Origin of the sequence: Paraburkholderia sp. CNPSo 3076 (assembly GCF_026343935.1) — a bacterium.
Classification (GTDB): Bacteria; Pseudomonadota; Gammaproteobacteria; order Burkholderiales; family Burkholderiaceae; genus Paraburkholderia; species Paraburkholderia nodosa.
This window is the reverse complement of the sequence record NZ_JAPMAL010000020.1, coordinates 1-22,758: the sequence shown is the minus strand read 5'-3', so window position 1 is coordinate 22,758 and position 22,758 is coordinate 1. Positions and strand designations below refer to the sequence as shown.

Below are 22,758 nucleotides of genomic sequence, written 5' to 3'. Positions count from 1 at the left end.
GCGCCCCGTACGCGCCGCCGCGCGCCTCTCGTCATGGCGTGCGTCGTCCTTGTCGCGATTCTGGTCGTGTGGTTTTGGCCGAAGCATCCAGCTGTCAAGGCGGCGGCCGCCGTGCCGGTCAATGCCGGCCATCCAGTGAGCCGCGATTTTCCGATCCGCGTCGCCGCAGTGGGTACGGTTCAGGCGCTCAATACCGTGGACGTCAAGGTGCGCGTGGACGGGCAGTTGCAGCGCGTCGCCTTCACCGAAGGACAGGACGTCAAAGCCGGCCAGCTGCTCGCGCAGCTCGATCAGGGACCGCTCGCCGCCCAGTTGCAACAGGCGGAAGCGGCGCAGCGCAAAGACCAGGCATCGCTCGATAACGCGCGGCTCGATCTCGCGCGTTACGCGAAACTGGTCGGCATCGGCGCGGCGACGACGCAGGCCGTGGATACCGCGAAGGCGCAGGTCGAGGCGCTCGGCGCGACCGTTGCAGCGGACGCCGCGCTGGTGCAGAGCGACCGGCTGCAACTGAGCTTCACCACGCTCGCCGCGCCGTTCACCGGACGCGTCGGCGCGCGCGAGGCAGATATCGGCGCAATCGTGCATCCGACCGACACGACCGGTATCGTCACCGTCACGCAGATGGAGCCGATCACGGTGCTGTTCTCCGTGCCGCAGGACGTGCTGCCCGAACTGCTCGCCAATCAGGCGAAAGCGCCGCTCGCGGTGAATGTCACCACGCGTGCCGGCGATACCGCGCTCGCCGACGGCACGCTCGTGTTCATCGACAGCACGGTCGATGCCACGACCGGCCAGATCAAACTCAAGGCTTCATTCACCAACACGGACCGCACGCTGTGGCCCGGCGAACTGGTGAATGCGCGTGTGCTGATGCGTACCGACGCAAAGCGGCTTGCGGTGCCGAGCCGCGCGCTGGTGAATACGCAGAACGGCACGCAGCTGTACGTGATCACCGCGAACGGTACGGCGCAGATGCGTCCGGTGCAAACCGGCGTCACCGTCGACGGTATGACGGAGATTCGCAGTGGCATCGCGCTCACGGATCTCGTGGTGTTCGATGGACAAAGCCGGTTGAATCCGGGTGTGCATGTGGCGGCGACCACGGTAGCGGCGGTTGCCGAGGCGCCGGCCAATGCCAACCCGGCAGACAGCCAGGCTAATCAGGACAATCCGTCATGAGCCTCATGGAATTGTTCATCAAGCGGCGCATCGCGACCAGTTTTCTGGCGATCGCGGTGCTGCTGGCCGGCGGGGTGGCGTATTTCCTGCTGCCGGTCGCGCCGCTGCCACAAGTCGATTTTCCAACCATCCAGGTCGTGGCGAAGTTGCCCGGCGCAAGTGCGGAGACTATGGCGACTTCGGTGGCGACGCCACTGGAGCGGCAACTCTCGCTGATTGCGGGCGTGACGCAGATGACGTCGTCCAGCGCGCTCGGCAACACCAGCATCGTCGTGCAGTTCGACCTGTCGCGCGACATCAACGGCGCGGCGCAAGACGTGCAGACGGCGATCAATGCGGCCGGCGGCACGCTGCCGAAGAATCTGCCCAACCCGCCGACGTATCAAAAGGTCAACCCCGCCGACTTCACGTTGTTGTCTCTGGCGCTGACTTCGCCTTCACTCACGCTCACGCAACTCGACAGCTACGCCGAAGACTATCTCGCGCAAGAGATCTCGCAGATGCCCGGTGTCGGTCTGGTCGATTTCCACGGCCAGCAGCGCCCCGCAGTGCGTATCCAGCTCGATCCTGACAAGCTCGCCGGACGCGGTCTGACGCTGGAGGATGTGCGCTCGATCGTCGGCGTGGAGACGGTGAATGCACCGAAGGGTAGCCTGAACGGTCCCGACCGCTCGGTGATCTTCAACGCGACCGACCAGATCACCACCGCGTCGCAGTATCGCGATCTGGTGGTCGCGTACAAGAATGGCGCGCCGATTCGCCTCTCCGATCTCGGCATAGTGCTGAACGCCGCCGAAGACAATCAGCAGGCTGCGTGGCTCCAGCACGAACGCGCGATCATTCTCGACATTCACAAGCAGCCGGGCTACAACGTCGTGCAGACGATCGCCAACATAAAGGCGAAGTTGCCCGCGCTCGAGGCGTCGCTACCCGCAGCCGCGCACCTGTACGTAGTGGGCGATCGCACGCAGACCATCAATGCATCCGTGCATGACGTGCAGTTCACGCTGATGCTGACAATCGCGCTCGTCGTCATGGTGATCTTCTCGTTCCTGCGCAACTTATGGGCGACCATCATTCCGAGCCTGACGATTCCGCTTTCGCTGGTCGCCACGTTCGGCGCGATGTACCTGCTGGGCTATAGCCTCGACAATCTGTCGTTGATGGGGCTGACCATCGCGGTGGGCTTCGTGGTGGACGATGCGATCGTGGTGATCGAGAACGTGATGCGGCATGTCGAAGAAGGCGTGCCCAGAATGAAGGCCGCGCTGCTCGGCGCGATGGAAGTGCGTTTCACCATCATTTCGATGACGATCTCGCTGATCGCGGTGTTCATTCCGATCCTGTTGATGGGCGGCATCGTCGGCCGGCTGTTCCGCGAATTCGCAGTGACGGTGAGCGCGGCGATCGTGATGTCGGCACTGGTCTCGTTGACCGTCACCCCGATGCTGTGTGGCTGGCTAATCCGTTTGCCCAAGCCGGATGGCGGCGGCTGGATGCACAGCCTCGAAGCAGGGCTTGAAGCGGTCTTCACTGCCGTGGAGCAGCGCTACGAGCGCGGCCTCGATTGGGTACTGAACCGCCCGAAGCTGATGCTGGCTGTCACAGTGGCGACGATTGTCGCCACCGGCGCGTTGTTCGTCGCGATCCCGAAGGGTTTTTTTCCGCAGGAAGACTCCGGGCTCATCATGGGCGTCGCACAAGCCGCGCCAGATATCTCGCCGCGCTCAATGTCCCAGAAGATGCAGCAGCTTGGCCATCTGATCGAAGCCGATCCTGCCGTCGACAACGTGTACTTCTGGATGGGCGCCAACCCGACCGTGAGCCAGGGGCGCGTCATGATCAACCTGAAACCCTTTGGCCAGCGCAAGGACAGTGCCGCGCAGGTTCTCAATCGTCTGAAGCCGCAACTGGCGAAGGTCATGGGCATTTCATTGTCGATGCAGGTTCGCCAGGATATTCAGGTGGGTGGCCGCATCAGCGCTGCGCAGTATCAGTACACGTTGCAGGACCCCGACATCAGCGAACTGAATCACTGGGCGGCCGTGCTGACCGATCGCCTGTCGAAGCTGCCGCAACTCGCTGACGTCACGTCCGACCAGCAAGCCGCCGCTACCAGCGCAACACTCGTAATTGACCGCAGCACGGCTTCGCGTTTTGGCATCACGGCGCAAGCCATCGACGACACGCTCTACGATGCATTCGGCCAGCGGCAGATTGCGACGCTGTTCACGCAATTGAATCAGTACCACGTCGTCGAAGAGGTCGATCCACGCTTTCAACTGACGACGGATGCACTCGCGCATCTCTACGTGCGTTCGCCGCTCACGAATGAACTGGTGCCGCTCAATACGCTCGCCACGATCGAAAACAATGTGTCGCCGATCTCGGTGAATCATCAGGGCCTGTTCCCGGCCGTGACGATCTCGTTCAATCTGGCGGCGGGTCGGTCGCTGGGCGACGCGGTGACGGCGATTCACCAGGCCGAACTCGCAGCAGGCAAGCCCGATAGTTTGACGGGATCGTTTCAGGGCACGGCGCAGGCGTTCCAGGCGTCGCTCGCGAGCGAGCCGTATCTGATCGCCGCGGCGCTCGTGGTGGTCTATCTGATTCTCGGCATCCTGTACGAGAGCGCCATACATCCGCTCACCATCATTTCGACGCTGCCTTCGGCGGGCATGGGCGCATTGCTTGCGTTGATGCTGTGCGGTCAGGATCTGTCGATCATGGGGATGATCGGCATCATTCTGCTGATTGGCATCGTCAAGAAGAACGCGATCATGATGATCGACTTCGCGCTGGTGGCCGAGCGCGAGCAAGGCCTGTCGCCGCGCGAGGCGATCCGCCGGGCCTGTGTGCTGCGCTTTCGTCCAATCATGATGACGACGCTCGCCGCGCTATTCGGCGCGCTGCCGCTCGCACTCGGGCACGGCGCGGGTGCCGAACTGCGCGTGCCGCTCGGCATCGCGATTGTCGGCGGACTGATCGTTTCGCAAATGCTGACGTTGTTTACGACGCCGGTCGTGCACCTGTGGTTTGACCGTCTGTCTCATTGGCTCGCTGATCGGCGTGTGAGGGACAGCGCGGTCAAGGAGCATACCGGCGGTTGATGGCCTTCAGCCTGCCTGGGGCTTTTCTTCCTGATCACCACGGGCGCCGGTGATGCTGCGCGGCGGCCGCGCCCGCTGCTGCGCGCAGGCTCACGGAACACGACGCCGTCGGCGTGCGCGAACGCGACGAGGTCTAGAATGCCGTGCGGCTCGTTGGCGAGCTAAATTCATTCCTCAAAACGCTGTATGCGCGTTTGAGTGCAAGGGACATTTCGCCCCTGTTGGGGTCATGGTCTTGCTTGTATGAACGGCCGCTTGACTAACACGGAGCGGACATTGTCCGCAACAGCGCGGCGGGCAGTTTCGGGTCGATGAACGCCGTCGGCCATGAGAACTGGCCGTCGCGACGGACGAGGGGGCCTGACCAACAAAGGATCAATTTGTTGCGCATGTCGCGCAGGCTTTGTCGGTGAGCTTTTTGCTGGAGATCCGCCGAACAGCCGAGCGCAGATCGGGCGCGTCGTTTGCTGCCGGACGGAAAAGCGGCTACCCGAAGGCAGCCGCGTTACTGCAAGTGTGGTGCGCCGCTCCGCCGTCGCGATCGCCCCAAAACAGGCGACGCTAGCGAGCCGTTAGCCCGCCAGATCTGGCGGCAACTTCCCGCCGTTTGCCGCCAGCGCTTGCATCACCTGTTTGTGCAGCCAGACGTTCATGCTCGCCGAATCGTCCACGTCGCCGTCGTATTTCAGTTCCTGCGCGAGCTGCTTGCGATGCTCGAGGCTACTGTCAACGCCGAGCGCCTTCATTGTGTCGACGATCGACGTGCGCCAGTTCAACGTTTGCCCGCTTTCGCTCACGAGCTGGTCCATGACGGCAGCGACGTCAACGTCAGTCAGCGGCGCGGGCGCGGCATTGGGTGCGCCAGCCTGCGCTGCAGCGGGATCCGGTGTCGGTTCGGCCGCAGGCGGCGGCTGGTCGGGCTTCGCCTTGCCAAAGAGCTTGTTCACGATGTCACCAAAGATGCTCATTTTGAATCCTCCGCAGGTGGGTTATTGACGCAAGCACACTCCGGTCGCGGTACGGGTACTTTCGAGATCCTACGCGACCTTTGTGTCCGCGACGGGGCGATATTTAAAAAAGCCCCGACGCCGGGGTTGCTCATCGACTTCGCCATGAAAGCTTGGTCGGTAGCCGGTCGGCAAACTTTGTTGTTACCGGGCCGCACAGTCAACACGCGATGACACACACCCCCGCGACCCGGCCAGGTGGGGATGCACGTCATCGGTCTTGCCAGGCTTGCGCTGCACACGCCATGTCGCCAGTTAGCGGACAAGTATGTTGACGTGCGCCTCCAGACATTGCGCCTGGAGCGGCTACTCCCCGAAGAGGGCCGCGATTATAAAAGCATCGCGCCGTGTCCCGCAAGGACATTTTAGTATACCCCTCCACCCTATTTCGTTAATATACCCCCCTACGCTATAACTGGAGGCCGAGCATGAGCCATACGATTCGCGAAAAGCAGAAACTGCTCAACCGGGTGCGCCGCATCAAGGGACAGGTCGAGGCCATCGAGCGTGCGCTCGAGGAAGAGCGCGGTTGCATGGACGTGCTGCAGATCATTACGAGCAGCCGTGGCGCGATGAACGGCCTGCTCGCGGTGGTTCTTGAAGACCATATCCGTACGCACCTCGTCGACGCAGAGCCGCACGACGACGAGCACGGCAGCGGCACCGACCAACTGATCGAAGTAGTGCACAGCTACTTCAAGTGAGAGAAACATGAGTCAATTCAAGAACGCCGCTTTCGGGGCGGGACACGATCACATCTTTCTGGGCGCAGCCCACGAAGAGAACGAGCGCAGAACCTGGATGGTGATCGCGCTGTGCAGCGCGATGATGGTGGCTGAAATTGTCGGCGGCAGTCTTTTTGGCTCGCTCGCACTCGTCGCCGATGGACTCCACATGTCGACGCACGCCGGCGCAATGCTGATCGCTGCTTTGGCGTATACCTACGCACGCCGGCACGCGGCCGACCCGCGCTTCGTATTCGGGACCGGCAAGCTCGGAGACCTCGCAGGCTTTACCAGCGCCATCGTGCTCGCGATGATTGCGCTGCTGATTGGGTACGAGGCCGTTTCGCGCTTTCTCTCGCCGGTACCGATCCACTTCGGCCAGGCGCTCCCCATCGCGGTGCTTGGCCTGCTGGTCAATCTGGCGAGCGTCTGGCTGCTGAGCGGCGACCATCACGGGCGCAGCCACGGACACAGTCACGGGCACGCTCATGGCCACGCGCATGGGCATGAAGACGACCACGGCCACGAAGAAGAGGTGCAACGCATCTTCGGTAGCGCCGGCGTCTTTGCCGTTTCGATCTTCGAAGATGGCGTGCCGCCCGTCTTCCGTATCAAGCCAGAAACGGCTGCTTCGAATCTTGGCGCCGATGCTGTTTCAGTGACGACAATCCGCCCCGATGGCGCGCAGCAAACCTTCGCATTTATCGATCGCGGCGGCCATCTCGAGTCGAAGGACGACATTCCCGAGCCGCATGCCTTCAAGGCCGTCGTCCGCCTGCCTGATGGCGAGCATTCAATCGAGTTCGAAGAACACGAGCACGACCACGACGACGCGCAGGCTGCCGCGAACCGTGACCACAACATCCGCTCAGCCTACATTCACGTGATTGCAGACGCTGCAGTTTCCGTGCTGGCCATCATCGGCCTGTTGCTGGCCCGCGCGTTTGGCTGGGTCTGGATGGACCCGCTTGCAGGCACAATTGGCGCGCTCGTCATCGCAAACTGGTCGTGGGGTCTCATGCGCGATACGGGTGGCATCCTGCTCGACATGAACACGGACCGCCGCATGGCCGAGAACGTCCGCCACGTCATCGAAGACAACGGCGACACCGTGCTTGACCTGCATGTGTGGCGCGTAGGCCCAGGGCATATGAGCGCGGTCGTTTCGGTCGCCACAGGTGAAGCACAGCGCAACCCGGGTTTCTATCACGCGGCGCTAAAGCGGTTCAAGGGACTGTCGCATGTGACGGTCGAAGTGAATCCCAACCGGGCCGTAGCCTGAGCCATGGCAGTCAAATCTCCCTGCATCGACCTATGCGCGTTCGATGGCAAGACCGGGCTCTGCACTGGCTGCTACCGGACGCGTGAGGAAGCCCGCGGCTGGAAAAAAATGACAGACCACAGGCGTCATCAGATCCTCAATGAAAAATCCCGGCGGCAGGCAAAGCTGACACGTGAAGCGCCGCAAGCGTCGAAACAGGACTGACAAGGCGCGCCCCTATCGCGGTGCCATGATCCGCAGGACGGGATGCCCGCCGACGTCCTTCAGCGGAAAGTACGACCGGTGCGTCGCCGCATCGAGACTGACAACGTGTGCATTCGGTCCCACGCGCCCGTCGCCAATCTTCGACACACGGGACGCGTCGACGCTGAACATCGACACGACGCCTGCCTCGCCAGCCACGAAGACCGTGTGCAATGCGGGATCGAACGCCAGGACATCCGGCTCGCCGCTGGTATCGAACGCCGAGACAACCTTCATCGTGTGCATGTCGAGTACCAGCAGGCGATCGTTGTCCTCACAGGCTATCAGTGCGAGGTGCAATTCCGGGACAATCAGCAGTCCGTGATTGCCTTTCGCGCCCGGCAGATCGGTACGGGAAACAATCGTGTTGGTAGCTGGATCAATCTCCACCAACTGGCGTCGCGTCTGCACGTTGACGAAGATGTGTCGCGAAACCGCATCGTATTGCGAATTTCCAACTTCCCCGTCGAGCGGAATCGTCGCAATACGCCGGTTGCCCGCGACGTCGATCACGGTCTCCGTCTCTCCCGTCTCATCCGAAACGAAGAGCCTGCGCGCGTCGGGCGCGTACGCCATGCCGTCCGGATAGATGCCGCCTGGCGCGCGGGCGATGATCTTCAGCGTGCGCTCGTCAATAGCGACAATCTCGTTCGTGCCGGTTGCCGATGCATACACGCGGGACAGGTCGGGCACTACCAGTACGCCATGCACGGAGGAGATTCCGGGTATGCGCGTGACGACGCGGGAAGCAAAGGTATCGAACACCACGACTTCGCTGTCACCCAGATGCGCGATGAACAGCAGATGCCGCTCTGGATCGTAGCTTTCATAGTCGAATCGTGACGCCCGTCCTGGCAGCGGAACGTCCCCGACGTGCCTCAGTGGCAGATTGTCGGTTACCGCGTCATCCGCTCCATGTGCGACAGAACTGGCAACACTACCGGCCACAATCGCGAGTGCGAAAAGCGTGCCGAAGAGCCGCGCAACGACGCGACGGCCTGCGCGTCCACATTTCACGATGATCCTCCGTCCGGCCTGATATGACGGAATGCTGCGAGCACTGCGAGATCGTAGGCAATCTTGAGCGTGCCGCAAGCGATCAGTGGCGCCCCGAGCCATCCCGCTCCAAGCAACCCACCAGCAATTGTCGGCGCTACCGCCGCCGCGAGGCTACGCGGCACCGCAGTAAAGCTCGCTGCGGCCGGTCTTTCGGGCGGTGTCACGACAGCCATTACATAGGCACTCCGGGTCGGCACATCGAGCTGCGACAGCGCACTACGCACAAGCAACAAGACCAGGGTCAGTGGTAGCGTTGGCGCGAAGGCAGCAGCGATCAGGCACAAGCTCGATGGGATGTGGGTGAACACCATGGTGTTGAGCAGGCCGATCCTGCGGGCAATCGGCGCGGCGGCCAGTTGCGAACCCGCGCTGAGCAGCCCGGACCAGAAAAAAAACTGCCCTGCGGCGGCGAGCGAAAGACCAAAACTCTGGATCAGCCAAAGCGTCAGCAGCGAGTTCACGAGCAAACCGCCTGCAAACGCGTCAACGCTGAACAGCAGCGCGAGACGTGTGACGATGCTACGCGACGGGCCGAGCGGTGTCCGCGCGGCTGCTGCGTGCGCCTCACGCCGTGGCAACCGGAGGTACAGCAGGAAGACGACGAAGCCCGTGATCGCGTAAACGATGAACATCCCACGCATGGCGACGAGCGAGGTAACACTGGTATGTGCTGCCATCCAATCCGGGAGTCCGGCGAGCAGCGCGCCTAGCGCTGCCGAAAGTCCACCCACGAGGCTGTAACGCGCAAAGAGCGCAGTCCGGGTGTCGCTCTTCGCAGCCTCGGCAAGGCGTGCATGTTCGAGAGGCAGAAACAGGCTGACGTCGCCCGAACTCGGATTGAGCGTGCCGACGAACGCCACCACGAGCAGTGGCCAGAGTGACGACAGCAATCCAAACGCGAGACCGGTTGCCGCCATCAGCGCGGCTGCGAAGAGCAGCAGCGCACGCTGCGGGTAACGGCTGCCCAGCAGGCCAACGACAATCGTCGCAACGGCCGAGCCCAGCAGCGTGGCGGTGCCGATCAGACCGACCGTGAGCTTTCCGAAACCAAGCGACAGCAAATACGCTGGCAGCAGTACGGCGACGAAGCCGTCGCAAATCCCGCGCAGGCTCCGTGCGACGAGCAGCAGCCACGCGCTCTGGTCCACGCCCGCAGGCGGGCGCAGGATTGAAAGTGGCACCCTCGCATGAGCCATGTCAGGACCCGGGTTTTCGCCTCGAAGTCGCGCCACGCGCGTGCATCAGACCGTTGCGCGTGACGGCATTGCCGCCTGCAGTCTCATTGCAGCGTTATCCCAGTTGATGATGCTGAAAAGCTGGGTGACATACTCGTTGCGGCGGTTCTGGTATTTCAGGTAATACGCGTGCTCGAAAACGTCGAGGACCAGGATTGGCTGAATGCCCCACGCCGTAAGTTTCTGGTGATTCTCGCACTGCAGGACCATGAGCTTTCCGGTTGACGGGAGGTATCCAACGACGCCCCAGCCTGACGCTTCAGTGGCAATCGTCGCTGCCATGAGCTGCGCCCTGAACTTCTCGTACGAGCCAAAGTTGGTGTCGATCGCTTTTGCCAGATCGCCCTTCGGCTCGCCGCCCTTACCCGAAATGCTTTAAATCGTGTGCAGGATGTGACTGGACAGCTGATAGGCCAGCTCCCTGGTATGGAACTTCACCGATGCGAAGTCGCCGGTTTCGCGTGCCCTGGCGAGTCCTTCCTCCGCCTTGTTTGCCGCAGCGGCGGCTGGCTTGTGGTGGAAGTTGAAGTGGAGTTCAACCGTGCGGGCATCAACGACCGGTTCGAGCGCGTCATAGGCAAATGGCAGCGCCGCCGCCGCATACTTGCCGTCCGCATTGACGAGTCTGTCGACAAAGCCGGGCGCACTGGCCGCGTGGACCATCTGCGCCTGGGACAGCATCATTCCTGCGCCGACTGCGGCGGAATCGTGCAGAAAAGTACGTCGCGATTTCATATGCATTCCTCGCAGTTATCCCGCACGCGGGTTACCAGGCGTGCAGATGCAGAAGCGGATAGAGGGCAAGGCCGATCAGGGCAGCTGCGACGACGATCACGGGCTCTGGAAGTTTCCTGAAGCGCCACAGCAGCAGCACGGTTGCGAGTGCGATCAGCGCGGTTGGCCAGTCGATGACCGAACGCCTGGCAATGACGATGACCGAACCGGTAATCGCCCCCACTGCCGCAGCGGTAATGCCGTCAACGAATGCCTTCACGGCGGGAAGCCGCCCGTATTTCTTGAAGTACGGTGCGGGCAGCACCGTAAAGAGGTAGCACGGCAGAAACGTGCCGAGCGCGGCGACGCAGGCACCGGCCAGCCCTGCAACCAGATAGCCGATAAAACCGACGGTGATGACGACCGGCCCCGGCGTGATCATCGCAACGGCCACCGCATCGACGAACTGTTTGTCGTTGAGCCAGTGGTGTTCGGTGACGACACCGCCATACAGGAACGGCACGATTGCGAGGCCCGACCCGAATACGAACGCGCCCGCCTTCGTGAAGAAAAGACCAATCTGCCCGAGCAGCGGGAGATCAAGTCCGCTGAATACACCCGCAAGTGCAGGCGCCTGCGTCACAGCCAGTGAGTTGAGGCCATCTTTGCCCAGCCACCGGGGCGCAGCGCGGCGCAACCAGCTGACGACACCACCCGCGATGAAGAGCCAGGCAATCTCCGATTCCGTGGCAACCGTCACGACTGCGAGAGTCAGGAAAACGATCCAGAGCAGGCGGTCGGTTCCGAGCGTCTTGGTCGACAGCGTGAAAGCGCTCATCGCGATGATGCCGACTACGGCAGCGCCAACGCCGTAGAAGACAGCCTGCATCCACGACAGTCCGCCAAAATGCGCGTAGGCCCAGCCGAGCGCGACGACCATCAGGAACGACGGCAGCACGAAGGCGAGCCCTGCAACGGTCGCGCCCAGAAGACGGTAGTGCACGAAGCCGAGATAGATGCCAAGCTGCGCGGCAAGCGGGCCGGGCATCATCTGCGCGAGTGCCAGCCCTTCGCGATAGTCTGCTTCCGCAATCCAGCTGCGCTGCTCGACCAGATCACGGCGCATGTAGCCAACGAGCGCAACCGGTCCGCCAAAGCCCATAGTGCCAAGCTTCAGCATGTAAAGTGCCATCTGGCCGAGCGAGTAGCCGGGCACGTGCGCGGTCGTCGTGCTCATTGGCGTTTTTCCGTTTCGCTGAATTTTTCGCTGGCCACGAAATGCGTGTACATCGAGTCGAGCACCGGGCTCATCGCGGCGAGCAGCTGATCGTCGTCTGCCGCACGCCCGCGTGTCCCGGCCATGACCGCTTCAAACCCGATGGCTTCAGGCACGCTCGCGCCACCTACGTCGAGCGCGTGAACCATTGCGCCGAGCCGCACGAGCGCCGGGTCCCTGTCCAAGCTGAAGCTCGCCAGCAGCACTTCGAACGTGACGCGGTCTCCAACATGGGTAAAGGCTGCACCATCGAAATCGAAGCCGAGCGCGTCGGCCGGGCAGGCGTCCGGCGACGGCAACCAGACAAAGCGCGCGTCGCGGTCGATAAAACGGCGGATCAGCCATGCGCTCGCCACCCGGTCGACCCACATGCGCCTGCGAGTCGCCCAGGTCCGCCCCTGATAATCCTCAACGGATAGCGAGCGGATTGCGCGGTCTGCTGCGTGCGGCTCGCCAGGCGAAAGCACCGTATCGACGTGCGCCACAAAATCCTGCCAGGCCGCCTCGGCACGCGTGGCCGCCTCACCCGGGAAAAAGTCGATTGCGACGATCGTTTCGTAGTCTTTGCGCTGACGCCGCAACACCTTCGTCAGATCGGCGGCGGACTGACCCGAGACGGCCTTCCGGGCATCGGCGAGCGTGCGGATGAGGCCGTCGTACTCGTCAGCGCGATCAAACAGCACGCGGAATTCGGCCTCCTGCGACGCGTCAAGACTAGGCGCGCGCAGCAGGTGGGCTGTGCCGCCGCTTTCGCCAATCGCGACCGACAACTCGCGCAGCACGCCCTCGCGCGCTTCCGTATAAGGCAAGAGGTAGATGCCGTCTCGCAGAACGGCGCAGCCCTTTGACTTGAGTGCGCGCCAGAAGCGCATACGCGCCGTCGCATTCTCGGTGGGCAATGTCAGTACAAGGACCGACCAGGTCGATAATGATTTCATGTAGATTATGCTACTGCCATGTAGCGTCATCTACAAGTTAACTTTTTATCGACCAAAATCCCGTTTGAACCGACGAATGCCTGGCCGGACGCGCGCTCTTCTGCGCAATTTCGGTCCAGCGTCGAAGACCAGGAAGAGCGGTCACCATGAAACCGCCTGCGCGTGGACGGCCCGACGCGATCCCTGGCATCCCGTCCACGATCGTTGTGTTGCTGGCAGGTTCCCTGACCGGATCCAATTCGTGACCCGGTTTGACCACGTATGCGTCTTCAGCTACATCACATAGCGAACAAGATCAGCGCTGTGGTGCAGTGAGATGTGAATCGCAGCAGTCGTCAGAAATGTGACAAGCGCGACCACCCTCAGCACGGGCGAACCTCGCGTGTCGCGGTCCCTAAGATGATCGGCGACGGAAAGAAACGCGATCCACGCCGTGCCGAGGCCTTAGACCGGCCAGAATGTCTTCACACCGTGCAACACCTGTCGGTCGATGCCCAGAGATTCGCCGGGCTCTATCTGCTTGCACACGGAGTGCTAAAGCTTTGGCTCGTGGCCGGTTTGTTGCGCGAGAGACTCTGGTACTACCCTGTCTCGATCGTTGTCTTCGCGCTGTTTATTGCCTATCAGGTCTACCGCATCACGTACAGCCATTCGGTCTGGTTGCTGCTGGTGACGGCATTGGACGTCGTCGTCATCGCCCTCACATGGCACGAGTACCGGTATCTTCGAGACAACTGCAAGATCACCATCCCGGGTTCGTGATGGGGGCCGGGCCCGGAACAGGCCTGCCACCGTCCACGTTTACTGCACATATCGCGCGCCGCAGAGAGCATTCATGCCCTCGCACAGGAAGGGGCATTTGCGCACTCAAAATATCGCGCTCGGCAATCGCTCGACGCGAGGCACGCACGATATGTCGGTGCAAAGGAGGCGACCATGTGTGCCACTTGCAGATTCACTATCCTCGCCGGTGTGATCACACTCGGGATGAGCAAGCGCGTTTCATTCAGACTTGCGCCGGGCCACTACGCGCTGATCTGCAACAAGCCGGGACACTATGCAGCGGGAATGCATACGGAGCTTGTCGTGACACCGTAGGTTGATGCCAACGTCCAGAGCGGCCCAAATCGCGCAGTTCGACTGTACTCGGCGGAAAGAGCAGCAAAAGTGCTGCTCGAACACGAGCGTCCAAGACGCTTCGAGTGTCCTGTGGTGCCACGCAGGGTACTCATTTGGCGATGCCTCGGCCATCTATGACGTGGGTTTGGCTTTGCGCGGAAAAATCAAGGACATGCGATTTACAGATGGTTACAGCGGAGACTGCGCGCTATCACCTGGCTCTTGGGTTCTCACCTAGGCTATCAATATGAGACACGCTGTCCCTGCGAGGCGGCATAACCTGACTGAAGAGACGAGCATCATGAATCGCACAATGGTTTTTTCTGCACTTGGCGTCTGCGCTGCATGCTTTTCTGCTGCTGCATCAGCGCACGCCGATGTCAGCGTCTTTCTCGGTGCTCCGGTCGCTGTGTACCAGGCCCCGCCACCGGTAGTCTATGAATCGCCCCCGATCGTCTATGCGCCCGCATACGGATATTCGGGCGACAACTGGGAGCGACGTCGCTGGCATGATAACGGCCGTCATCGTGGGTGGTACAAACATCACCATGGGGATGACGACGAGCAGTAATCGCCCCATCCACGTGGGTACAGGTGCAGAATTGCGACCACGGTGATTGGCAACGCGCCGCCGTGTCGGACGGCGTAAACAGGGTAGCGTGCACCACAAAGCTCGTTGCAAGGGCCGCAGTATCAGGCGTCACAGCGACACCTCTTCCTCGAAGTAAAGGCGCTGTGCCGGACGAACGTCCACTGGCATGTGCGCTGCCTTTCTGTGGCACGAATGCCAAAATCACCTGATCAAATCCTGCTTTCAATCACCGCGGAATAAAGGTGCATGTAGAACGTTTTCTCGGTGTCCTCAGTACGTTACGAGACCGTGATGCAGATTCGACAGAATCTCTCTGAATAAATGGGCACGCTGGCACCCGCGCTGTGGCCTACCTGTCGCTACGGCGACGTCACGTCTTTTGTGGGAGCCCTAGCGCATGCGCTTGCTGCTCGCGGGGGTAGCCCCACAGCGCCATCTCGTTGGCAGCATCGAGTTAGCACGATGAGCGACGATCCTGATCCCGGTACAGCGTCGGGCTTTGGCGAACCGGAGCTGCGTGCGCTATCGGCATTCGTCGATGGTGAGTTGACGGCAGCAGAACACCAGGCACTCGGAGCACGGTTGGTCGCCAACCGGCGTGCTGCAAGCCTCGTCGCCTGCTATCGCGCGCAGCGGGCCGCCTTGCGCGTATTGTGCGCTGATCTTGACGCACGAACGGCCACGTCATACGTGCTGCTGCGCACGCACACGTCCTGGTGGCGTCGCACGGCGCTCGCCGTCAGCTCGCTCGCCGCCGGCGCTGCCCTCGCAGGGCTCGCCGGCGTGATTACAACGCCTGTTGCGCCGCAATCTGCGCAGATGGCATTTGCCGAGCAAGCCGACCTCGCTTACGTGGTCTACGCGCCCGAGCGCCGTCCTGCGGTTGAGGTGACTGCCGCGCGCAAGGGGGCGCTCTTAGACTGGCTCTCGCAGCGCCTGAATCGTCCGCTCTCAGCACCGTCGCTACAGGAGTACGGTTATGCGCTGCTGGGGGGCCGCCTTCTGCCGGGCATAGCCGGGCCAGCCGCGCAATTGATGTACGAGAACGGGGCCGGCGCGCGGCTTACGCTTTACGTGAGCCCGGCCTCACAACGCGAAATTCCGATCCAGCTCCTGCGCGAAGGCAATCGCCGCACATTCAGTTGGGCAAACGACCACATGGATTACGCGCTCTCCGGGCAGCTGGCTGAGGGACAATTGGGAACGATAGCTGTCGACGTCTGCAGCGAGCTAGGCGGGCATCCCGAAAAGTGGAGGTAAAGCGTGCTGGATCGTAACCCCTTCCGTCGACGTGGCATCGCCATGTGTCGTCTTAAATCACTCGCAACTGTAATCGCGACGTTTGCCTGCGCTGCCTGTGCCGCTATCGGCGTTAGCGCCGATCCGGTCGACATGTCGTCACCGGTGGCACAGTACCGACTTGATCCAGGCCGTTCGGGTGTTACATTCGACGTCACGAACGCGTGGCACTCGAATCTCTCGATGCGATTCAGCCGTATCGGTGCCGAGCTCGATGGATTTCAGGGCCTGGCTTCGGGCCGGGTCATGGTGATGATCGACGCGACAAGCCTCGAAGCGAACGCTCCGTTTGTCACCGGAATCGTCGAAGGCGGCAGCATGCTGGATGTGGCGCATTATCCGGCCATTCGCTTCGTCAGCACCCGCCTTGTCCGGACCGGTCCGTTTAATTGCCTTTTGACAGGCGATCTAACGATCCGCACGACGACGCGTCCCATCACGCTTGCTGTCACCTTCGACGCAGACCCGCACGACCCGCCGGGCGCCCACCAAACGCTGGCCTTCTCCGCCGACGGCCATTTCAGCCGGGCGGCGTTCGGGCTGTCGAAATGGTCCTCCGCTGTCGGGGATGACGTGCACATGCGGATCCGTGCCGAATTCGTCAGGGAGCGCGCGGATCCGTGAATTTGCGTTTTCCGCTTAACGCGCGGACATACGTCATGATCAATGCCTTTCTGGACATCGCGGCAGCGGCGAACGCGTTCAGCATGGGTCGGCTAATGTCGGCCGCCTCGCAGAAGCGATCCTGTCATTCGAGGAAAGGCAGCATGCGCGAAAGCAGGCGATCGTCGTCGAGCCACCGATGCTTGACGGCCGCCGCGACGTGTATGGCAACGAGCGTGAACAGGCCGTAGTTGATCGCGATGTGAGCCGCCTTGAACACGACCTTCAGCACGGGATCAGGCCTGATGATGCGCGGCAGCGGAATCAAGCCCAGATAGACAGCCGGCACGTTGGCCGCCAGGCTGTAGAGATAGCCAGTGACCGGGACCGCGAGCATCAGCACGTAGAACAGCAGGGGCACAACATGCGCCGCGATGCGCTGCCAGGCGCAGGTGCCGGCAGGTAGCGGGGGCGCCGCATGGCTCGCGCGCCAGAGCATGCGCACCACGGCGAGCGCGAACACGGTCAGCACATGCAGTGCGCGGGTATCGGCGTGCCGAACGAGAAGCCGGCTGAGGCATTCATGCAATGCCGAAAACGGTGGTGTAGAAAATCGTTCGCAGCGACCTTGGCCACACCGAGTGCCCCGATCCGGTCGCGGAATATTTCGAAGTCAACTTACGTTTTTATAGCGGAGCCGAAATCCAGATGCGATCTCATCAGGTTCTCGAGGAGAAACATCATGATAGATATCATGCTGCGCTCGTGCTCGCCGCCACCACGCTTGGCATTGCTCCGCTGAACAGCCGTGCCGACGAGACACGGTGAATCCATCGTTTTTCGCTCGCGACAGGCAATTTGCGCGACAGCCGAAAGGGAGGCCACATGTCACTCATCGTCGCAGCACGCTTTACGACATTCCCCGCAGCTGAAGACGCGGCACAACGGGTCATCACTGCCGGTTTCGTCGAGGAGGACGTCACACTGTTTTTCGTCAATCCGTCCGGCCAGCACGGATTCGAAACCATCAGCGACGCAAACGCGAGGGAGGCGCCGGAGGGTGCCGAGATAGGCGTCACGATTGGCGCAGTGGTTGGCGCCCTGGTCGGCGTCGGTATCTTCGCAGTGTTTTCGCCGCCGCTTATCGTTTCGCTGATGGCGACTGGGGTGAGTGCGTATGTCGGCTCATTGGTCGGCGCGATGGTGCGCACGCGTGAAGCCAGCAACGAAGAAACCCGTGAATCCGGCGTGCTGGTGGCCGTACACGTGACGCCGGACAGCCAGTTGGACGCCGCACGGGTGCTGCGCGATGCGGGAGGCGCGGCGATCGAACGCGCGACCGGCCGCTGGCAACAAGGGCGGTGGGCCGACTTCGATCCGCTCAAGCAGCCTGTGCCGCTCAACGAATTCAGTGCGAAGCACGCCTGATTTAAAGGAGTTTTTCGCTGAGATTTTCTCCGAGTCAATCAGGAGACAAATTGTGCAACTTCACATGGATTCCCATCATTTCACCCACGGCCAGCTCGACTGGCGGGCCGCCGTGCTGGCAGGCGTCATCGCCGGCACTGTGTTCCTGGTGTTAGGGGTCGTCCTGATGGCACTGACGACTGGCGGCAGTCTGCTGGAGCCCCCACGCATGGTCGCCGCGATCATTCTGGGACGAGGCGCATTGCAATCGCCGCAAGCATTCTCGCTTGGCATCGTGCTCGCGGCCTTTGTCGTGCATTTTGCCCTTGCCATCGTATTCGCGCTTGTCCTCGGTCTGACCATGACGTCATTCAACCTTGACTCAAGCATGGGGATGGCTTCACTGGCGGGTTGCGCATTCGCTGTAGCCGTATACCTGATTAATTTCTACGGCATGACACGGCTTTTTCCGTGGTTCGCAGAAGCGCGCAACTTGGCGAGCGTGATCGTTCACATCGTCTTCGGTATCGTGGCAGCAAACCTGTACATGAGACTGGAACGCAACACATCGCGCAGGGCCAAGGCGGTCGCGGGCGGGCCGTCGTAGTCCGGTGCCGTGCTGATCGACGATCAGGCCCTGGAATCCGGCGTGCAACGCAAACGGAGCGAAGCCCTACACGATCAGGCTGTGGAACCCAGCCAATGGCACGTGCGAGGTGACGCTCGAAGAGCACACCAGCCAGATCCCCGCGCTTGCCATGCTGGCCGACGGGCGGCGAAGCTCGCTGCGACCGTTTCCAGGTCGCACTCGGACGGTCGCCGCGTTGCGAGACACGCCACTGTCCATGCAAATAGCATGAGACTGTAGCCGGCCAGGAGCGGGCGTTCACCAGAGCGCTCAGGCGGACACTCCATCGTCAGGTCCGATCAGACTGCGGACCTTTGTCCCTGAACAATCCACGTTGCGATCATGCTACCAGGGAACGAAGCCCGAACCTACTGGGCCAGGAACGCCATCGAACAAGTCCCCGAAACCTGGCCGATCGCCAAGCGCACGCCCGGTTTGCTGGCCGTCTGGTCGCGGATTTGACGACAGCATATTCAGGAAGGCTACATAGCCGCCGTGCCGCTTCGGCATAGAATCCTCTCAGGAGGTTCCAGTTATGTCAGCTATCAAGCGCATCGATCCTGGCCATCATGCCTATCAGGCCGCGCCGCACAGGACAACCCGGTACCCTGCGGAGCACGTTACGTTGACGGCCGGATCGAGGAAGAGGCTGCGCCCCTGTGTGCCTCACCTCAAGGTCGGGCGCGGCAAGGTCGGCGTCGGAGGCAAGAGCAGCGATAAATAGGCATCTGCAACCCCAATACGGCGTCGGGCAGTAGAGAGAGGTGGCAATGGGACGTCCCGCACCTCATCGTGGCAGTTGTGTTGTCGGCACAGGTCGGCCATGAAGGGACGTTCGACGTGTGGCATCGAACGTCTGAAGATCTGGCTTCAAGAGCCCCACTCGGATTCCGGATCTTCGTGTCAGTGGAAGAGTTCTGACGAGGACAGAGGCACGAAGCCCGGGCCGAGTCCTCCCTCCGCGAGCACCCTACCGTCGGGCAGCAGCGTGGCGCTCTGCTGGTTACGCGGCTGGCCGAGGCTCGCAGTTCGCGACCACGTACCTGCAGCCGGATCATACAAGTCGGCTGAGGACAGAAAGACTGGAGAGCCAACTCCCCCCGCTGCGAGCACCCTGCCGTCCGGAAGTAGCGTCGCGGAGAAGAAGTAACGCGCCTGGCTCATGCTGGCGGTCTGCGACCAGGTGCCCGTAGCCGGATCGTACAGTTCGGCTGTAGCAAGTGCAGCGGTCCCGCCAATGTTCCCACCCGCCACAAGCACCTTCCCGTCGGGCAATAACATGGCAGTATGTAGACTGCGCGCCTGGGCCATGTTGCCAGTCTGCGACCACGTACCTGTGGCCGGATCGTACAGTTCCGCCGAAGACAGCAGACCTGCACTGCCTGTCCCTCCCGCCACAAGGACGCGTCCGTCCGCCAGGACCGTCGCGGTGGCGCTGTAACGTGCCTGCACCAGACTGCCAGTCTGCGCCCACGTACCCGCGACAGGATCATACAGTTCAGCCGAGGATAGCGACGTGCCGGTTGTGCCCCTGCCGCCCGCGACAAGCACCCTACCGGTGGAAAGCAGTGTGGCGGTATGGCTGTCACGCGCCTGACTCATACTGCCAGTCGGCGCCCATGTCCCCGCAGCCGGATCGTACAGTTCGGCTGAGGATAGCTGGGTTCCCCCGATTCCCCCCGCCACGAGCACCCGGCCCGTGGGCAGAAGCGTAGCGGTATGGAAGAAACGCGCCTGGTTCAGGTTGCCGGTCTGCGACCAGGTATCCGCAGCCGGAGCGTACAGTTCAGCCGAGGACAGCAGCCGGCCCTTGCTGCCGATCCCCCCCGCCACGAGAACGCGGCCGTCGGGCAGCAGTGAGGCGGTGTGCCGGTAGCGCGCCAGATTCATGTAGTCGGCAGGCAGCCACTCGCCAATCACCGCGGTATTCACATCAATGGTGAGCTGCGCGGTGACGCTCCCCGCGCTATTGCTGCCGGTCACGGTGTAGGTCGTCGGTACTCCTGTCGTGGTCGGCATCCCGCTGATCGCCCCGGTCAATGCATCGATGCTCAACCCGCCCGGCAGCGCTGGCGACACGGTGAACCGGGTAATTTCGCCACCGGAATACTGAGGCTCGTTGACCACGATTGGCCGGCCGACGATATACACCGGCACCGGGTCCACATATGTGAGTCCCACCGGCGGCACAAACTGCGCCTGCACCTCGATGCCAAGCTGGGTGTCGATACTGTCCACGCTGTTGCTGCCGGTGACCGTAAAGATCGCTGGCGCGGTCACCGCCGTGGGCGTGCCGGTAATGACTCCGGTCTGCGGGTCAAGGGTCAATCCTGCGGGCAGCGCCGGCGACACGCTGTACTGAGTAATTTCGCCACCCGTGGTGATCGGCGTGTTGGGCGTGATCGACTGGTTAGTCACATAGATGACCGAACTGTCCAGGTAGCCCAGAGTTTCCGGCGCAATAACGTGGTCCTTGACCTCGATCTCGACCCGGGCGGAGGCGCTCCCCGTCGCGTTGGTGCCCGTGACCGTATATTCCGTGGCATTGCTGACCGAGGTGGGCGTTCCGGTGATCACGCCGGTCTGAGGATTCAGGCTCAGGCCCACGGGCAGCGCGGGCGACACGCTGAATTGCCCGATTGCTCCGCCGCTGCTGCTCGGCATGTTGGGGATTATTTCGGTACCCCCCGCGTACACCACCGAACCATCACGTTCTGCCAACCCGGCAGGCGGCGCCGGCTGAACGCCGTTGTCGCCACTACCATGGCATGCGGCCACCAGCATGGTCAGCAGCATCAGCAGGCCGATCAGGCGACCCTTTATCATGACCACGTCCTCCACCTTTTTCTATCAGGATACGTTCTCTGGCCGTAAATGTCGGTCGAATGCGATACCAGCGCTTTTCGCGTTCCCGCACACTGCCCGCTGATCCCGATTTGACGCAGGCGCATATCGGTCCTGATTTCGCAATCGGTCGGAAGGCGAAACGAGTCGTTCGACCGGGTTCAAAATCCGCTCCCTTCATCGGATCGCATAACTGTGCGACGGAGGCTCGCTGGACTTTTGGCTCCTGGAACCGGCCAATGGCGGAAAGGGTTTGCAAAGCGGTCGGATATCTCATGATGCTGTAGGTCTGAGGTGGGTCGGTCAGCGACCACTGGCAGACGTGCACACTAAATCTCCCTCCAAATGCAAGGAGATCATCATGGAAACGCACAATGGCCCAGCCGGCTCCCGTGTGCCCTGGAATAAAAGCAAGCTCACTGGACAGAAGCCACCACTCAAGCTCCCGGAAATCTGGGCGATTCGCACCAGGCTGCAGATGTCTTCGAACGTCCGCGAGCTGGCGATGTTCAATCTTGCGATTGATAGCAAACTCCGGGCGTGTGACACGGCTGCTCGTGAAGGAAGTCTACCAAGGTAGCCACGTCGGAACACGAGCAATGGTCATGCAGCAGAAGACGCAACGACCGGTTCAGTTCGAGATCACAGAGCAGACCCGTCAGAGCGTTGAAGCCTGGATAGAGGTCCGTAAATTGAAACCCACCGACTATCTGTTTCCTAGTCGGCTGCGGACGTCGCCGCATCTTTCGACACGCCAATATGCTCGGCTGGTCCACCGATGGATAGCGTCCATCGGCCTCGACGACACGGCGTACGGGACGCACACCATGCGACGCACGAAGGCTTCATTGATTTACCGCCGAACGAAGAATCTTCGAGCGGTTCAGTTGTTGCTCGGCCATACAAAGCTCGAGAGCACCGTACGTTATCTGGGCATTGAGGTAGATGACGCGCTTGAAATGGCGGAACAGACCGAAGTGTGAAGGCGAACTGGCAGGCAAGCGGGCGCTTGCCGGCATCGGCCTCCGGACGCTCGCCGCCAATCGCTCTCATCGCTTACAGCAACTCGCCACAACGCCGGATCGCGCGGGCCTATTCATTCGGATAGTTATGCGCCGACCCGGTAAGGGCTAGAGTGAGCCAAGAGGGTATCCCCGTATCCCTCGGTCTCCAAAGGAATTGTGCCCGCCCTGTGCGGGCTTTTTTTGTGCGCCGAGCATGCGCAACAGCTTGGGGGTGCGAGTCCCCTGCCCAGCCAGATGGGGCGAAGGGCTAGTGAAACGCAAGGGCGTCGTCGCGAGGCGGGGTCTGAAGGAAGCGTGTAGCAAAGCCGCGACCTGACGAACAGAAACCAGATATGAGGCCCACCAGGTCGGACGAGCGAGCAAATGATCGCGAAGTCCACAACCATCAAGGACCGGGGAGGTAGATCTGGCAGGTGTGCGGTGAAGGCGGTTGAGCTTACCTCGGGAGGCCTGCGTGGTGTCCAGTAGGA

18 protein-coding genes, 3 pseudogenes and 1 riboswitch are annotated in these 22,758 nt (G+C 61.8%); of the genes and pseudogenes, 12 read left to right on the top strand and 9 right to left on the bottom strand.

Annotated features, from left to right (window positions below):
• Positions 1–33: 33 nt before the first annotated feature.
• A complete protein-coding gene (locus M3A49_RS23445; protein ID WP_266231232.1) occupies positions 34–1,182 on the top strand; it encodes an efflux RND transporter periplasmic adaptor subunit in 1,149 nt (382 codons plus the stop codon).
• On the top strand, positions 1,179–4,292 hold the full coding sequence (locus tag M3A49_RS23440; protein ID WP_266231231.1) for an efflux RND transporter permease subunit: 3,114 nt from the start codon (positions 1,179–1,181) through the stop codon (positions 4,290–4,292). Before M3A49_RS23445 ends, M3A49_RS23440 begins: the two co-directional genes overlap by 4 nt.
• 572 nt (positions 4,293–4,864) lie before the next feature.
• Here M3A49_RS23440 and M3A49_RS23435 read toward each other — a convergent pair.
• Positions 4,865–5,260, bottom strand: a complete 396-nt coding sequence (locus M3A49_RS23435) for a DUF3597 domain-containing protein (protein WP_266231230.1) — start codon at positions 5,258–5,260, stop codon at positions 4,865–4,867.
• Positions 5,261–5,448: 188 nt separating this feature from the next.
• Positions 5,449–5,626: riboswitch (yybP-ykoY riboswitch) on the bottom strand.
• Positions 5,627–5,727: 101 nt separating this feature from the next.
• Here M3A49_RS23435 and M3A49_RS23430 point away from each other — a divergent pair.
• From M3A49_RS23430 to M3A49_RS23420, 3 genes are read left to right on the top strand one after another with little or no spacing between them, the layout of a single operon-like run.
• Positions 5,728–6,003 (top strand): metal/formaldehyde-sensitive transcriptional repressor, encoded by a 276-nt coding sequence (locus M3A49_RS23430; protein ID WP_266231229.1) that lies wholly within the window; start codon positions 5,728–5,730, stop codon positions 6,001–6,003.
• Positions 6,004–6,010: 7 nt separating this feature from the next.
• A complete protein-coding gene (gene dmeF, locus M3A49_RS23425; RefSeq protein ID WP_266231228.1) occupies positions 6,011–7,306 on the top strand; it encodes a CDF family Co(II)/Ni(II) efflux transporter DmeF in 1,296 nt (431 codons plus the stop codon).
• A 3-nt stretch (positions 7,307–7,309) separates the two neighbouring features.
• Positions 7,310–7,510, top strand: coding sequence for a DUF1289 domain-containing protein (locus M3A49_RS23420; RefSeq protein ID WP_266231227.1), 201 nt, complete (start codon positions 7,310–7,312; stop codon positions 7,508–7,510).
• 12 nt (positions 7,511–7,522) lie between these two features.
• Here the strand turns inward: M3A49_RS23420 and M3A49_RS23415 are convergent, their stop codons facing one another.
• The 6 genes from M3A49_RS23415 to M3A49_RS23390 are packed head-to-tail and all read right to left on the bottom strand — an operon-like array spanning position 7,523 to position 12,771.
• Complete coding sequence (locus M3A49_RS23415) at positions 7,523–8,566, bottom strand: hypothetical protein (RefSeq protein ID WP_416338999.1); 1,044 nt, start codon at positions 8,564–8,566, stop codon at positions 7,523–7,525.
• On the bottom strand, positions 8,563–9,804 hold the full coding sequence (locus M3A49_RS23410) for an MFS transporter (protein ID WP_266231226.1): 1,242 nt from the start codon (positions 9,802–9,804) through the stop codon (positions 8,563–8,565). The genes M3A49_RS23415 and M3A49_RS23410 overlap by 4 nt, the downstream gene beginning before the upstream one ends.
• A 45-nt stretch (positions 9,805–9,849) precedes the next feature.
• Positions 9,850–10,182, bottom strand: coding sequence for a Fe-Mn family superoxide dismutase (locus M3A49_RS23405; RefSeq protein ID WP_266231325.1), 333 nt, complete (start codon positions 10,180–10,182; stop codon positions 9,850–9,852).
• 36 nt (positions 10,183–10,218) lie between these two features.
• Positions 10,219–10,578 carry a hypothetical protein gene (locus M3A49_RS23400; protein WP_266231225.1) on the bottom strand — a complete coding sequence of 120 codons (360 nt, stop codon included), beginning with the start codon at positions 10,576–10,578 and terminating at the stop codon, positions 10,219–10,221.
• Between the two features lie 31 nt (positions 10,579–10,609).
• Positions 10,610–11,794, bottom strand: a complete 1,185-nt coding sequence (locus M3A49_RS23395; RefSeq protein WP_266231224.1) for a chromate transporter — start codon at positions 11,792–11,794, stop codon at positions 10,610–10,612.
• Entirely contained in the window at positions 11,791–12,771 is a 981-nt protein-coding gene (locus M3A49_RS23390; RefSeq protein ID WP_266231324.1) for a chromate resistance protein ChrB domain-containing protein, read from the bottom strand. The genes M3A49_RS23395 and M3A49_RS23390 overlap by 4 nt, the downstream gene beginning before the upstream one ends.
• Positions 12,772–13,170: 399 nt before the next feature.
• Between M3A49_RS23390 and M3A49_RS23385 the strand changes: the two genes are divergently transcribed.
• From M3A49_RS23385 to M3A49_RS23365, 4 genes and pseudogenes are all read left to right on the top strand, one after another.
• Positions 13,171–13,533 carry a DUF2127 domain-containing protein gene (locus M3A49_RS23385; protein WP_266231223.1) on the top strand — a complete coding sequence of 121 codons (363 nt, stop codon included), beginning with the start codon at positions 13,171–13,173 and terminating at the stop codon, positions 13,531–13,533.
• Between the two features lie 213 nt (positions 13,534–13,746).
• Positions 13,747–13,869 (top strand): annotated as a pseudogene (locus M3A49_RS42730) (plastocyanin/azurin family copper-binding protein); the annotation flags it as partial.
• Between the two features lie 1,075 nt (positions 13,870–14,944).
• Positions 14,945–15,742, top strand: a complete 798-nt coding sequence (locus M3A49_RS23370) for an anti-sigma factor family protein (RefSeq protein WP_266231221.1) — start codon at positions 14,945–14,947, stop codon at positions 15,740–15,742.
• A gap of 3 nt (positions 15,743–15,745) precedes the next feature.
• Positions 15,746–16,405: a YceI family protein gene (locus M3A49_RS23365; protein WP_266231220.1), complete on the top strand. Its 660-nt coding sequence runs from the start codon at positions 15,746–15,748 to the stop codon at positions 16,403–16,405.
• 124 nt (positions 16,406–16,529) lie between these two features.
• On the opposite strand, the pseudogene M3A49_RS23360 reads toward M3A49_RS23365, so the two are convergent.
• Positions 16,530–16,913 (bottom strand): annotated as a pseudogene (locus M3A49_RS23360) (cytochrome b); the annotation flags it as partial.
• A gap of 356 nt (positions 16,914–17,269) precedes the next feature.
• Between M3A49_RS23360 and M3A49_RS23355 the strand changes: the two are divergent.
• The gene (locus tag M3A49_RS23355) at positions 17,270–17,812 is read left to right on the top strand and encodes a hypothetical protein (protein WP_266231218.1); all 543 of its coding nucleotides are present in this window, start codon (positions 17,270–17,272) and stop codon (positions 17,810–17,812) included.
• Between the two features lie 64 nt (positions 17,813–17,876).
• Positions 17,877–18,398: a hypothetical protein gene (locus M3A49_RS23350; protein WP_266231217.1), complete on the top strand. Its 522-nt coding sequence runs from the start codon at positions 17,877–17,879 to the stop codon at positions 18,396–18,398.
• Between the two features lie 924 nt (positions 18,399–19,322).
• On the opposite strand, the gene M3A49_RS23345 is transcribed toward M3A49_RS23350, so the two are convergent.
• Positions 19,323–21,245 (bottom strand): kelch repeat-containing protein, encoded by a 1,923-nt coding sequence (locus M3A49_RS23345; protein ID WP_266231216.1) that lies wholly within the window; start codon positions 21,243–21,245, stop codon positions 19,323–19,325.
• A gap of 379 nt (positions 21,246–21,624) precedes the next feature.
• On the opposite strand from M3A49_RS23345, the pseudogene M3A49_RS23340 reads away from it, so the two are divergent.
• Positions 21,625–22,246, top strand: a pseudogene (locus M3A49_RS23340) (tyrosine-type recombinase/integrase).
• Positions 22,247–22,758 lie beyond the last annotated feature (512 nt).

Coding starts and splice junctions, on each gene's coding strand:
- M3A49_RS23445 (WP_266231232.1), top strand. CDS start 34: ATGGCGTGCGTCGTCCTTGTCGCGATTCTGGTCGTGTGGTTTTGGCCG.
- M3A49_RS23440 (WP_266231231.1), top strand. CDS start 1,179: ATGAGCCTCATGGAATTGTTCATCAAGCGGCGCATCGCGACCAGTTTT.
- M3A49_RS23435 (WP_266231230.1), bottom strand. CDS start 5,260: ATGAGCATCTTTGGTGACATCGTGAACAAGCTCTTTGGCAAGGCGAAG.
- M3A49_RS23430 (WP_266231229.1), top strand. CDS start 5,728: ATGAGCCATACGATTCGCGAAAAGCAGAAACTGCTCAACCGGGTGCGC.
- dmeF (WP_266231228.1), top strand. CDS start 6,011: ATGAGTCAATTCAAGAACGCCGCTTTCGGGGCGGGACACGATCACATC.
- M3A49_RS23420 (WP_266231227.1), top strand. CDS start 7,310: ATGGCAGTCAAATCTCCCTGCATCGACCTATGCGCGTTCGATGGCAAG.
- M3A49_RS23410 (WP_266231226.1), bottom strand. CDS start 9,804: ATGGCTCATGCGAGGGTGCCACTTTCAATCCTGCGCCCGCCTGCGGGC.
- M3A49_RS23400 (WP_266231225.1), bottom strand. CDS start 10,578: ATGAAATCGCGACGTACTTTTCTGCACGATTCCGCCGCAGTCGGCGCA.
- M3A49_RS23395 (WP_266231224.1), bottom strand. CDS start 11,794: ATGAGCACGACGACCGCGCACGTGCCCGGCTACTCGCTCGGCCAGATG.
- M3A49_RS23390 (WP_266231324.1), bottom strand. CDS start 12,771: ATGAAATCATTATCGACCTGGTCGGTCCTTGTACTGACATTGCCCACC.
- M3A49_RS23385 (WP_266231223.1), top strand. CDS start 13,171: ATGATCGGCGACGGAAAGAAACGCGATCCACGCCGTGCCGAGGCCTTA.
- M3A49_RS23370 (WP_266231221.1), top strand. CDS start 14,945: ATGAGCGACGATCCTGATCCCGGTACAGCGTCGGGCTTTGGCGAACCG.
- M3A49_RS23355 (WP_266231218.1), top strand. CDS start 17,270: ATGTCACTCATCGTCGCAGCACGCTTTACGACATTCCCCGCAGCTGAA.
- M3A49_RS23350 (WP_266231217.1), top strand. CDS start 17,877: ATGGATTCCCATCATTTCACCCACGGCCAGCTCGACTGGCGGGCCGCC.
- M3A49_RS23345 (WP_266231216.1), bottom strand. CDS start 21,245: ATGATAAAGGGTCGCCTGATCGGCCTGCTGATGCTGCTGACCATGCTG.